We start from the raw sequence: 13500 nt of genomic DNA, 5'->3' as shown, positions 1-13500 counted from the left end.
AGCATAAAACGAGTGGTGTTAAATCTCCATCTCCGCTTTACATTCCGAATGATAGATCTCCGGATGGCGAAGGTTAGCTAACAACAACTCAACGCCTTATTCTTTAGAGTACTTGCTTATCTTATCGTATAGCACCTTCTGATCAAATGGTTTCAGAATATAATCATTCATGCCCGATTCTCCGATCATGTCCATCTGGTCATTCAGCACCGAAGCGGTTAAGGCAATAATCGGCAGTTGCCTGTAATACGGATCTTCCATCGCACGGAGTATCTTCGTTGCTTCTACTCCCCCCATCTGGGGCATGTGGATATCCATCAATACAATGTCGTAATTATGATTAGTTTCAATCTTGTTGATGGCTATCAAACCATTTTCGGCAAAATCAGCAGTAATACCCCACTTTTTCATCACCTTATCAATCAGCAAACGGTTGATGTGATTATCATCTACAACTAAAATATTCAACTTAAGCGCTATTTTAACTTCTACTGTACTATTATTCAAAATATTCCTTCCTTTATCAAACGTGATTGTAAACCAAAATTTAGAACTATGCCCGTATACGCTCTCTACATTTATCCTTGAATCGTGCAACTCAATCAAACGCTTGGTAATTGCCAAGCCTAAACCTGTGCCTCCATATAAACGCGTTGTATCAGTTTGCGCCTGTTTAAACGACTCAAAAACCGTGTTTAATTTATCAGGCGGGATGCCTATCCCGGTATCAGAAACCTCAAACCGTATCCTTACCTGCCCTGCTGTTTGCTCTATCAATTTCAGATCGATAGTTACACCGCCTTTCTCGGTAAACTTAACCGAATTACCTACCAGGTTCAACAATATCTGGCAGATGCGGGTTTTGTCGCCTAAAATGTCAAGCGGCAGCTGCTCGTCAATATCCGTCCGGATGTAAATATGCTTAGCCTCAGCTTTATACTGCAAAGAATTGACTACACTATCAACCAGTTCCCTGATATTTAAATTCGTTTTCTCCAACTCAACATTCCCAGTTTCAACTTTGGTAAAATCGAGCACATCGTTAATCAGGGTCATTAAATTATCAGCAGAAAACTTCAGTATTTTTAAATTTTCCTGTTGCGAATGACTGGGATTATCCTCAATCAACAAGTTGGAAATCCCTATTACAGCGTTAAGTGGGGTACGAATCTCATGACTCATCACCGATATAAACATATCTTTCGCTGTATTCAATTGCAAGGCTTCTTCCTTTGCATCTATCAACTGCTGTTCAGCGTTCTTTTTGGCGGTGATGTCAATTAAAACCTCCACGTATTTACTTACCCCGCCATTACTGTCAAAAATAACAGAATTAATAACCGATACCCAAATGGGTTGCCCATCACTCCGGTATATCAGTAAATCAAGTTCAAAAGATTGCTTATTCCTTGACAACTCGCGGGCCTTTTCGATAAGCGCCACATCTGTCAGTTCACCTTTAAGCACATCGCCTATATGACGTTGATACACCGAGGTTAAGTTATAACCCGTAATTTTTTCAAAGGCATCGTTCACCCATTCAACACAGCCGTCCTTATCGTTAATTACAACACCGCTGGTAGTGCTACTGGCCACTAACGATAACGTTGTCAGCTCCTCTTCGGCTTCTTTCCGCTTGGTAATATCAATTACAACGCTGGTTTGCCTCACCACATTGCCTTCCTCATCAATCATGGGATTATTTGACAGCAGTACCCATATCGGCGTCCGGTCTTTTTTGTAAATCTTGATCTCAATTTCGTACGGCCGTCTCTCGCTGGTGGCTTTTACGGCGTCCTGAAAAACGGCAAGATCGGTATCTTCACCCACCAGCAAGGTCCCAAAAACTTTGCCCCGCATTTCGCTTAAAGCATAACCTAATATATGCTCCAGGGCTTCGTTCATCCATATCACCTCCCCCCGCCCATCGCGTATCAAAATACCACTTGGTGATTTTTGAGCAGCAAATGATAAGATCTCCCTGTCCAGTTCTGCATTTTTGCGCTTGGTAATATCAACCAATACCTCTACGTATTTATCAACGTTACCGCAATCATCAAAAATAATCGAATTATTAAATGATACCCATAATGTGGAACCGTCCTTACGGTAAATCTGTAAATCCTTTTCAAACGAACGGCGATTTTCGGTGAGGTTCCTCATCTCGTTAATGGTTGCCACATCCGTACTCTCTCCGGTCAGGCTCCCGCTCAGGGCCCTCCCCTTTACATCATCATAAGTAAACCCGGTAATATCGGTAAAGGCGTTATTGGTCCAGATGATGCCGCCATCAGCATTGCTAATTACCACACCATTGCTTACTTTACTGGCAACCAACGACAGCAGTTCCAGATCGGCTAATATCTTTTTTTGATAGGTATTATCGCGACCGCTGGCGTACCAGCTTTGGCCCTTGGCAATAACCGACCAGCTAATCCATTTGATATCTCCATTACGCGCAACAATGCGGGTTTCAAGCTCAAACGTTTTCTTTTTATTCCTCAGGCCCTCTTCAACCACTTTTGATAAACGCGTACGATCATCCTCCTCAAAAAAAAACCATATTGGCTTACCTATTGATTCCTGAGGCGTGTATCCTAAAACGCGCGTCACCGAATCGTTGATCAATTCAATATTGGCGCTTTTATCCATTATACAATGGATTTCGGGAGAGTTATTAAAAAGGTTGAAAAATTCGGTATGTAACTTTAAACGCTCTTCGAGTTCGTTTTTTTGTTTTCGTAGCGTTAAATGCGATATTACTCCGCGTGCGAGCGTTTGCAAAGCGTCACGCTGCTCTGAGGTAAGTTTGTGGGGAATGCTGTCAATAACGCACAGAGAACCCAACCGGAAACCCTGGTTATCGATCAGAGGCGCGCCGGCATAAAACCTGACCCGGGGCTCGCCGGTAACAAATATATTGTTGGCAAAAAGCTCATCCTCTAAGGTATCCGGAATTTCCATGATATCATCGCCAAGAATAGTATAACGGCAAAAGGCATCAGAACGGGGTACCTCGGATAGATCAAAACCAACTCTGGATTTAAACCATTGCCTGTCGGCATCAATAAGCGAAACAAGAGCAACGGGAGTTTCGCAAATGTAAGAAGCTAAACGGGTAATCGCATCGTAATCCTGTTCCGGAAGGGTATCCAATACCTGATATGATTTAAGAGCGGCCACACGCTCAGATTCATTTTCAGGAACGGGATTACGAGGCAAAACCATTGTACTAAAGTTACTTATATAATGGAAATTTTTCCACTAACTCGTTAACCTTTTTACGTACTTTTTTAATGTTATGTTCGTTTTCGTGATCGATAATTACAGAATCTATCAATTCTACAATTTTTTCCATCTCTTTTTCTTTTAAACCACGGGTTGTAATAGCGGCAGTACCAACCCTGATACCCGATGTTACAAAAGGCGACTTATCATCAAAAGGAACCATATTTTTGTTTACGGTGATATCGGCCTTCACTAAAGCGTTTTCGGCATCCTTACCCGAGATATTTTTGTTACGCAGATCAAGCAGGATCAAGTGGTTATCGGTTCCACCCGAAACGATGTTATACCCCAGTTTGGTAAATGCATCCGCCATGGCTGTAGCATTCTTTTTAACCTGCAATATATATTTCATATAGCTATCGGTTAACGCTTCGCCAAAGGCTACCGCCTTTGCAGCGATGATGTGCTCCAACGGACCACCCTGTGTACCAGGGAATACGGCCGAATCCAACAAGGCCGACATCATTCTCAACTCGCCTTTAGGGGTTTTTAATCCCCAGGGGTTTTCAAAATCCTGGCCTAACAAAATCATGCCGCCGCGTGGGCCGCGTAAAGTTTTGTGGGTGGTTGTTGTAACGATATGGCAATGCGGAAGCGGATCGGTCAATAAACCACGGGCTATTAAACCGGCAGGGTGAGAAATATCGGCTAATACCAGGGCGCCAACCTCATCGGCAACCTTGCGGATAAACGCATAATCCCAATCGCGCGAGTATGCTGAAGCTCCGCAGATAATCATCTTCGGTTTTTCGGCCAGCGCTGTTTTTCTTAACTGGTCATAATCAATTAAGCCGGTTTCTTTTACCACTCCGTAAAAAAACGGCTTGTATAACTTACCCGAAAAGTTTACGGGCGAGCCATGGGTTAAGTGACCACCGTGCGAGAGATCAAATCCTAATATTTTATCGCCAGGTTGTAAACAGGCCAGCATTACCGCAGCGTTTGCCTGTGCGCCAGAGTGTGGCTGCACATTGGCCCAAACAGCGTTAAACAATTGCTTAGCACGCTCAATGGCTATAGTTTCAATTTCATCAACCACTTCGCAGCCACCGTAATAGCGTTTTCCGGGTAATCCCTCGGCATATTTATTGGTTGCCACAGAGCCTGCAGCTTCCATTACTTGTTTACTAACAAAGTTTTCTGAAGCGATAAGCTCCAAACCTTCTTCCTGGCGTTCTTGTTCTTCAGCAAGTAAATTAAAAATTAGTTTATCTCTTTTCATTGCATTGATTAAATGCCGCTAAGGTAACCAAATTTTATTCGGCGACTTAAATTTTAGCGGATATCCAAAAATTATTGTATCCTAAACCGATCTGAATATCTACCAGTTCCTGTTGCAGCATCTCCAGTACGGCTAAAAAATTATAAACAAAATGCACCCTATTTTCCGAGTTTTTGGCTAATTGGCCAAAATCAAGCCTTTTATTAATATCAAGCAATGCGCCAATAGCTTTTTTCTGTTGCTCAATGGTGTAAGGGTATTGCACAACGGTATGTTTTACCTCCTGGCTCCGGCTGCGGTAACGGTTAATTACGCGGTGGTAAACGTTCATTAACTTATACAAGTCAAAACTCTCCAACTCTTCGCCGGGGGCCGCCAAACCAGCAACGGCTTCCATATCCAGGTGGATAGCGCCCCGCTTCTCCTGCATCAGGCGTTGCTCTTCCATTGGCTTCAGCTCCTCGCAAACCAGCTTAAATTTTTTGTACTCTATCAGCTTCCTGATCAGGTCCTGCTTCAGGTCAACCTCGTTGCCCTCTTCGTCAAGTTCATATCGCGGCAGCAACATTTTAGCTTTAATACGCATCAGGGTTGCGGCAACAAAAATAAACTCGCTGGCCAGCTCCATATTGAGGCTGTTCATCTGGTGAATATAATTCAAAAAATCATCGGTAATGCGGGATATTGAAATCTCGTGAATGTCCAGTTCATCCCGCTCAATAAAAAACAGCAGCAAATCAAACGGACCCTCAAACTGTGGCAAATGAATTTCAAAATTTTCTTCAACCATAACTCAACTCCCCAAAAATAAGCCATTTATATAAAAAACGGCATAAAAATACGGTTATAATAAATCGCCAAGATTTTATCATGGTTTTAGCAAGTAAATAACATAAATTTGTACCTTTATTTTACTGTACAATATTAAATGAAAGTATCTGCGGGAAATTTACTGCAACAAATAAACTATCCTTCTGATTTAAAACAACTTAAGGAAGAAGATTTAAAGCAACTTAGTCAGGAGCTACGCCAGTATATTATTGACGTAGTTTCGGTGAATGGCGGGCACTTTGGTGCAAGTTTAGGCGTTGTTGAATTAACCGTTGCGCTCCATTATGTTTTAAACACTCCCTACGACCAATTAATTTGGGATGTGGGGCACCAGGCCTATGGCCATAAAATACTAACCGGGCGGCGCGAAATTTTTGATACCAACCGTGTTCACGGCGGGATAAGCGGTTTCCCTAAGCGTGCTGAAAGCGAGTATGACAGTTTTGGCGTAGGCCATTCGTCAACATCCATATCGGCCGCCTTAGGCATGGCCGTGGCATCACAATACAAGGGCGAGACCGATCGGCAGCACGTTGCCGTAATTGGCGATGGCTCGATGGGCGCGGGCTTAGCTTTTGAAGCGCTGAACCATGCCGGTATTGAAAACTCAAACCTACTGGTGATCTTAAACGACAATAACATGTCGATAGACCCCAATGTGGGGGCACTTAAAGAATATTTAACCGATATATCTACCTCAAAACAATATAACCGTTTCAGGGACGATATAGCCAAAATGCTCTCCAAGATCTCGTCGATAGGCCCTGATGCCTTTAAAATGGCGCAGAAGATTGAGAAAAGCATTAAAGGTACCTTACTTAAAAAGAGTAATTTTTTTGAAGCCCTTAAATTCAGATACTTTGGGCCGATAGACGGGCACGATGTTGAACACCTGGTAAAGGTGCTGCAGGATCTGCGCGATATTCCGGGGCCTAAACTGCTGCATTGCGTAACCGTAAAAGGCAAGGGCTATGCCTTAGCCGAAAAGGACCAAACCAAGTGGCATGCGCCGGGTTTGTTTGACAAAATTACCGGCGAAATTAAAAAGACGGTTTATGACAAACCGCAACCTCCAAAATACCAGGATGTTTTTGGCCATACCATTATTGAGTTGGCCGAAAAGAATCCTAAAATTATGGGCATCACACCTGCCATGCCAAGCGGGTGCTCGTTAAATTTAATGATGAAAGCCATGCCCAAGCGTGCTTTTGACGTTGGCATTGCCGAGCAGCATGCGGTAACATTTTCTGCCGGGCTTGCTACCCAGGGATTGGTACCTTTTTGCAATATCTATTCGAGTTTTATGCAACGCGCATACGACCAGGTGATACATGATGTAGCGATACAGAAACTGAATGTTGTTTTTTGCCTGGACAGGGCCGGTTTAGCCGGTGCCGACGGCCCAACCCATCATGGCGCTTACGATCTGGCTTATATGCGCTGCATACCGAACATGATCGTGTCCGCCCCGATGAACGAGGAAGAACTGCGCAACCTGATGTTTACCGCCCAGCAGGATAATATGGGGCCATTCGTGATCAGGTATCCTCGTGGTAATGGTGTGATGGTTGACTGGCAGCGGCCTATGAAAGCCCTTCCGGTAGGAAAAGGCCGTAAAATTTGTGATGGCGAGGATGTAGCCATACTTTCTATTGGCGCCATAGGCAACGAGGTTGTCAAAGCCTTTACCGAATTAAACTCCGAAGGTTATCACCCGGCACATTACGACATGCGCTTTGTAAAACCTTTAGATGAAGCTTTGCTTCACGAGGTATTTACGCAATTTGATAAGGTGATTACGGTAGAAGATGGTTGCCTGCAAGGCGGCATGGGTAGCGCCGTTGTTGAATTTATGAGTGATCATAATTACAGGGCCAGGGTGATTCGCCTGGGTATTCCGGATCAAATTATCGAACATGGTGAACAGCCCGAACTTTGGGCCGAGTGCGGTTACAACGCACATAGCATTGCAGCCCAGGTTAGAAATATAGCTGTAAAAAGAACGACGCAAACCATAGCATCGTAAAACTAAAAGAACCTTCTCCGGAAACAGAGAAGGTCCTTTTAGTTTATGATAGAAAATCAAATACATTACTGCACTTTATACCGGTAAATCTTCCGGCCAATGTTACCCTCGCCATCAATCCCTTCAACTACGGCCCTATAGGTGCCGGGGCTATCGGCATTAAAAAAGCCAACGCTGGCATTACCATTTTTATCGGTAAGTACATTGGGTTTCCAAAATATGGTGGTACGCAAATCGGCAACACGCGCGTTGGTTTTAGGATCATCATACTGCGGCGAGTAAAACTGCCTGGCCCTATAATAGCCCAATGGGCTATAAGTGATGATACCCGGCGAATAGCGCTGGTAACTGTAATTAGGCTCGCCGCGCTTGGTGGTTATTACCAATACACCGCCACCTGCTCTTGATCCGTATATCGCTGTGTTAGCTATCGTTCTTAACACCTCAACGCTTTCAACATCGGTAGGGCTAAGCTGATCTAAAAAGTCGGGTTCCATGGCCACACCGTCAACCACAATAAGCATGGGTGTATTGGGGCTGCGGGTAGAATAGGCCATGCCGTTTCTGAAGTTTACAAAATTAATGCGGCCCAATAAACATTGCGACAGGGTGGAGCAGGACGAAAGCTGGTCGCTTTTAATCACCTGGTCGGCGTTACCGGCACCGTTTAAATTACTTGAATTTTTAAGCGGTTGTTTTTTTTCGGATATACTTACCTCCTTTAATATGGTAGCCTTGGTAACAATGCCATACTTTAAAAAATCGTCGTATTGCTTTTTACTATTCTGCAGGTATGCTGCCATCTTGCTATTGATATTCACCACAATATCGCCCGAGTTTTTGCTTCTGCTAACTACCTGTGGTGCAATATTATCCAAGTCTATTTGGACATTCCTCCGGTCTTTCACTGTTCGTGCCTGTATCACAAAGCGTATACTGTCGGTAAAAATCAAGTTTTTAAAAGCAAATTTTCCCTGCTCATCAGTTACGGTGTCTAAGTAAAATACGCCTCCGCTTGTAGTGAACAGCGATACTTTTCCGTGCGGAACGGCTTTACCACCTAAGGTTTTTAAATGCCCTGTAATGTCTAATGTTTTTTCGGGTTGAAAGGCAAGCGGCGGAAAATTATCGGCCATAATTTGCTTCCATAAAAAGCGGCGATAACCCTGGGTAAGCATCAAAATGTCCAGGTCTTTTTTTGTTTTATCACTAACGTTGGCGAAGTAATAATTAGGTTTTTCGATATAACCCTTAATATCCGATGTCAGCAGGATATTGGATAATATCGTACTCTCCTCATTCTCATCAACGGGCACCTTGGTTTCGTCAATAACCGCTACCGAAAAGCTGCCCAATACAGGCTTGTCCTGGCTTTTGGCTTCCAGGTTTAATTTCACTTTTTCGCGCGGCGCATAAGTTGGCTTGTCTGTGCTTAAAGACAGGTTGAGCTGATCGGGATTTTGGATAAAGATGATCCGTTCGTTTAGCGGTTCGCCTTTTGACGAGAATAATGTAAATTGTACGATACCCGACGGAAAACGACTTTTAGCAATTTTGGTTGTAGATACCAGCGATTCCAGTTTGGTTTTAGCCGCATATAGGATATTTCCGCCCTGTTGCGCCACAATGTTGATGTCGGCATTGGCGCTTTCAATCAACGTAGTCTGACTTAAAGATATCTTTACCGTAACCTCAGGATCATCAGTGTTATTGTAAACATTCAATACAAAGCCACGATCTGTAGCCTGGGGTAAACTAAACACGCCCCCACTGCCATCCGGATAAGTAACCTTGGCAGAATAGGTTTTACCTGCTTGCGGAACAAACATAAATAGGCCCATACCCAAATGCTCGCTCTCTATTTTTGCCACTTCGTTATTTTCATTGTCTACTATGGTGCCTTTAACATCCACGCCAAGCCCATCGGCCCCTACTGCCTTAAAAGCTACCCGCTCCCTGACGCCATTCACCAGGTTTCCGCCTTCGGGAAAAAACTGCACATCTACTTTAGCAGATGTAGCTTTAACCGGCAAAACTTTGGTGATGGTTTCCTTATCGTCTAACTTAATATGGGTTACTATCTTGCCGCTTTTAAGCAAGGTTGGCATATTATTTAAAAACGAAAAGCTGATGTTGCCTGCATTATCGGTAACGCCTTTACCTTTGGCTATCGATCTGAAATCGAGTTGCACTTCGTAACTTACGTTCTTGCCTGCAAAAGGTTTTGCATCGGCATCGCTATAGTTAACCGTTGCATTTACTTTTTGCTGATTATTTTGTGTAGCATAGCCGTAATCGGCCTTGGTAAAAACCTTATTGCTGATGGAGTTGCCCACCTGTATGGTTTTATCAAAAAAGTAATCGTCGCTTGCGTTGCGCATCCAGTTGGTATAGGCGCGGATGCGATAATTACCTTCGGCTAACGAATCTGCCAGTTTAAAATCGCCCCAGGCTAAGCCCGAACTGATGGGTAATTTGAGCGCTTTTTTTATGGAGTCTTTATCGTTAATCAGCTCAACGTTCAGTATCCCGCTAAGGGCTGATAACTGGTGCTTAGCTCCTACGGTTATATAGGCCTTAAACCAGATATTGTCGCCAACGGCGTAGTAGGGCTTATCCAGGTACAGGTAAACCTTCTCCTGCGGATTATCGGAAGTCCATTTTTCTAATTGCGTTGCAATTCTTTTGATGATATCATCGTCAAATTTCGCAAAGCCTGTTAACCCGGCAATACTCCCAAACAATAAAATGGCAATCAGTAACTTCTTCGTTTTCATAGATATGTTAAATATCGACATAAAAACAAGAAAAACAAAAATGGGTGGTGAGGCTTTATAAGTGACAGATCAGGCCAACCGGAAAAAAATACGGATGACGTTTGAACTTGTAGATTGTTAGGTGCAGAAAGAAAGTGCGCAAAAGCCTGACTGCACGCCGGGCCGGGAGCTGGCCTGTGGGTGGAAGGATCGGGCAGTCTTGATTTTATTCACCTGTGTTTGTTTTTTCAAGGTGTTCATGAGCTCCCTACGGTCGGTTTTTGGTTACTTTTTGTATCAAGACAATAAGTAATAAGCTCTTCCGCGGCGATTGAGCGGGCCGATGCTGTAAATTAAGAGCTACTGATTATTAACGCAAAAACAGACGCACTGACAATCAAAAACTTAAGTACACGTCTTTATAATATACATGGAGAACCTGTAGAGCCGCTCTGCCTATGTAGAGATTGCTTCGTACCTCGCAATGACGATTCGATATTGATAATCAATAACTTAAGAAGGCGCCATTATAAATAACAAACCTGGCCGACCGAAAAAAAATAGGCATGACGTTTGAAGCCTGGTGATTATTCGCTACAGGGGAAAAAAGCCCCCTCTAAATCTCCCCCGGTTGGGGAGACTTTTTTTTAGCCCTACCTACCGGGAGGGTTTGGGTGGGGCTCCTAAAACTTATTCTTCCACATCATACTTTCAACCGGCCGCGTTGTGGGGTTATTGTATTTGGCGTTGCTTTTGGTATTGTATAGGGTTTCAATGTCGCCTTCAACTACAAAATAAATCAATTGGCCAATGGGCATCCCGGCGTATATCCTTACCGGTTGGGTGGCAGATATTTCTAACGTCCAGGTATTGCAAAAACCTACATCGCCTTTGCCGGCGGTAGCGTGGATATCAATACCTAAACGACCTGTGCTTGATTTACCTTCTAAAAACGGCACATGGGCATGCGTTTCGGTATACTCCACGGTTACCCCCAGGTAAAGTGTGCCGGGCTGCAGCACAAATCCGGTTTTGGGGATTTCAAAATGTTCTATTTCGTTATGCTCTTTAGCATCCAGAACCCGGCTTTTATAATTAGCCAGGTATTTGCCTAAATGGACATCATAAGAGTTGGTACCCAGCTTTTCGCGATTGAATGGTTCGATGATAATATTGCCCTTCTCTATCTCCTCTAAAATACGTTTATCCGATAAAATCATATACTTCTTTCAAATGGCCTAAATTAGAATTATTTGATATAATTTTGCACGTTATTTGCAATTTTACTTTATGGCTATTGCGTTCAGAATGCAGGTTGATGACGATACCGAGTTCGCTCTTTGGAAAATTGAAGAGGGAGCGGATGAACTGTATAATCAACTCCAGTTAAACGGCAGGGAAAAAGCTTACATTGAATCGTTAGGGAATGGCAAGCGCCATTTACACTGGTTAGGCACCCGGGTATTACTGCGTACCATGTTACATACCGATGAGTATATTGATTGCCAGGTTGATGAGCATGGCAAACCCTACCTGGTGAATATGCCCTACCATATCTCGCTAAGCCACTCGTTTGATTACGCCGCCGTTATGCTAAGCAAAACCAAGGCTGTTGGTATTGATATTGAGTTGATCAGCCACAAAGTAGAGCGGATAGCCCACAAATTTTTAAACGAACAGGAACTCGCCCTCATTGAGCCCGAACACAAAATAGAACAGCTTTACATTTGCTGGTGCGCCAAAGAAGCGGTGTACAAATGTAACGGACGCAAGGTGATTTCTTTTTTAGACCATATCCGGCTGGATATAGCAGATTGGGATACGCCGGGTTCCATTAAGGCAAATATTGAGAAAGGCGATATCAAACTCAATTTTGATGTAAACTATATGCCTTTTGGCGATTATATGATTGGTTATGTTAAGGCTAAACAATGAAGAATAAACAAGTAATATTTACCGACTGGGGGCTAACAGATTATAAACAAGCCTGGGAAAAACAGGAAGAGCTATTAGCCGGAACGGTTAAACTGAAAACAGAAATAAGAAACCAGGAAACTGAACTACCCGGCAGTACCGCAGAATTAAAAACGCCCAACTACCTTGTTTTTTGCGAACACCCTCATGTTTATACTTTAGGCAAAAGCGGCCACGCGGAAAATTTATTATTGGACGAAAAAGGCCTGGCCGAAAAACACGCCACTTATTATACGATAAACCGCGGCGGCGATATTACCTATCATGGGCCGGGGCAAATTGTAGCCTATCCTATTTTAGACCTGGATAATTTTTTCACCGATATCCACCTATACCTGCGCACGCTCGAGGAAGCCGTTATTTTAACCATGGCCGATTACGGTTTAAAGGGAGAACGATATCCGGGCTATACAGGCGTTTGGCTGGATGCCGACATCCCCGAAAGGGCCCGTAAAATATGCGCTATGGGCGTACGCTGCAGCCGTTGGGTCACCATGCACGGGTTGGCCTTTAATGTAAATACCGATCTGGCTTATTTTAAAAACATTGTGCCCTGCGGTATTGATGATAAAGCGGTAACATCCCTACAGGCCGAATTGGGTAAAGAAATAAATATTAACGACGTAAAAAAAACCTTACTACACCATATTTCCGTATTGTTTGAAATGGATGTGGTATGAAAACTTACTTGTGGCTATTGATGAGCCTGGCAGCTTTTACAAGCGGTGCTAAAAAAACAACAAAAATGCAAACTGAAAACCTGGCTTCGGTTATAAAACCGGAGCCCCAAGCCCATTATACTTACCTCGCCCTGGGCGATTCTTATACCATTGGCGAAGCGGTTAAGCAATCGGAGTCGTTCCCCTACCAGTTAAAAAACAAGCTGGCTAAACAAGGTATTAACATTGCAGCTCCTGATGTTATTGCCGTTACCGGATGGACCACAGGCGACCTGAAGGAAGGCATAGCTCAGGCACATATCAGCCAAAAATATAATTTGGTTACCTTGCTTATCGGCGTTAACAACCAATACAGGGGCTACAGCCAAAGCGAATACCATACCGAATTTGTACAGTTATTAAACACCGCTATAGCTTTTGCCGGTGGCGATAAGCACAAAGTGTTTGTACTCTCTATTCCTGATTACAGCGTAACACCTTTTGCACAAAACTCCGATAAAAGCAGGATAGCTACCGAGATTGATCAGTTTAACGCAATTAACCAGCATGAAAGCATTAAAGCCGGAGTGAATTATTTAGCTATTACCGATATATCGCGCCGGGCCACTCATGATGCTGCATTGGTGGCCTCTGATGGCTTGCATCCTTCCGCTAAAATGTATAGCGAATGGGTTGAGCGGCTTGCGCCGATGGTGGCTGAAAAGCTAAAATAATTTTGAAACT

General features: G+C 43.6%; 9 protein-coding genes. 4 read left to right on the top strand and 5 right to left on the bottom strand.

Going from position 1 to position 13500, the window contains the following annotated elements; translation table 11 throughout:
* Positions 1 to 96: 96 nt before the first annotated feature.
* The 3 genes from MUCPA_RS36305 to MUCPA_RS20835 are packed head-to-tail and all read right to left on the bottom strand — an operon-like array spanning position 97 to position 5300.
* The gene (locus tag MUCPA_RS36305) at positions 97 to 3228 is read right to left on the bottom strand and encodes a PAS domain S-box protein (RefSeq protein ID WP_008509099.1); all 3132 of its coding nucleotides are present in this window, start codon (positions 3226 to 3228) and stop codon (positions 97 to 99) included.
* 10 nt (positions 3229 to 3238) lie between these two features.
* The gene (locus MUCPA_RS20840; protein WP_008509097.1) at positions 3239 to 4510 is read right to left on the bottom strand and encodes a serine hydroxymethyltransferase; all 1272 of its coding nucleotides are present in this window, start codon (positions 4508 to 4510) and stop codon (positions 3239 to 3241) included.
* A 46-nt stretch (positions 4511 to 4556) separates the two neighbouring features.
* Positions 4557 to 5300 carry a segregation and condensation protein A gene (locus tag MUCPA_RS20835; protein ID WP_008509095.1) on the bottom strand — a complete coding sequence of 248 codons (744 nt, stop codon included), beginning with the start codon at positions 5298 to 5300 and terminating at the stop codon, positions 4557 to 4559.
* Positions 5301 to 5438: 138 nt separating this feature from the next.
* Between MUCPA_RS20835 and dxs the strand changes: the two genes are divergently transcribed.
* A complete protein-coding gene (dxs, locus tag MUCPA_RS20830; RefSeq protein ID WP_008509093.1) occupies positions 5439 to 7367 on the top strand; it encodes a 1-deoxy-D-xylulose-5-phosphate synthase in 1929 nt (642 codons plus the stop codon).
* Between the two features lie 65 nt (positions 7368 to 7432).
* Here dxs and MUCPA_RS20825 read toward each other — a convergent pair whose 3' ends face one another.
* Positions 7433 to 10144 carry a TonB-dependent receptor plug domain-containing protein gene (locus MUCPA_RS20825; RefSeq protein ID WP_008509091.1) on the bottom strand — a complete coding sequence of 904 codons (2712 nt, stop codon included), beginning with the start codon at positions 10142 to 10144 and terminating at the stop codon, positions 7433 to 7435.
* A gap of 662 nt (positions 10145 to 10806) precedes the next feature.
* Positions 10807 to 11343 carry a dCTP deaminase gene (gene dcd, locus MUCPA_RS20820; RefSeq protein WP_008509089.1) on the bottom strand — a complete coding sequence of 179 codons (537 nt, stop codon included), beginning with the start codon at positions 11341 to 11343 and terminating at the stop codon, positions 10807 to 10809.
* Positions 11344 to 11413: 70 nt separating this feature from the next.
* On the opposite strand from dcd, the gene MUCPA_RS20815 reads away from it, so the two are divergent.
* Genes MUCPA_RS20815 through MUCPA_RS20805 form a run of 3 tightly spaced genes read left to right on the top strand, consistent with a single transcriptional unit; the run spans position 11414 to position 13490 of the window.
* A complete protein-coding gene (locus tag MUCPA_RS20815; protein WP_008509086.1) occupies positions 11414 to 12058 on the top strand; it encodes a 4'-phosphopantetheinyl transferase family protein in 645 nt (214 codons plus the stop codon).
* Complete coding sequence (lipB, locus tag MUCPA_RS20810) at positions 12055 to 12777, top strand: lipoyl(octanoyl) transferase LipB (RefSeq protein WP_008509084.1); 723 nt, start codon at positions 12055 to 12057, stop codon at positions 12775 to 12777. The genes MUCPA_RS20815 and lipB overlap by 4 nt, the downstream gene beginning before the upstream one ends.
* Positions 12774 to 13490: an SGNH/GDSL hydrolase family protein gene (locus tag MUCPA_RS20805; protein ID WP_008509082.1), complete on the top strand. Its 717-nt coding sequence runs from the start codon at positions 12774 to 12776 to the stop codon at positions 13488 to 13490. The genes lipB and MUCPA_RS20805 overlap by 4 nt, the downstream gene beginning before the upstream one ends.
* Positions 13491 to 13500: the final 10 nt, after the last annotated feature.

The organism is Mucilaginibacter paludis DSM 18603 (genome assembly GCF_000166195.2).
In the GTDB taxonomy this organism is placed as follows: domain Bacteria; phylum Bacteroidota; class Bacteroidia; order Sphingobacteriales; family Sphingobacteriaceae; genus Mucilaginibacter; species Mucilaginibacter paludis.
This window is presented reverse-complemented; position numbering and strand designations above follow the sequence as displayed.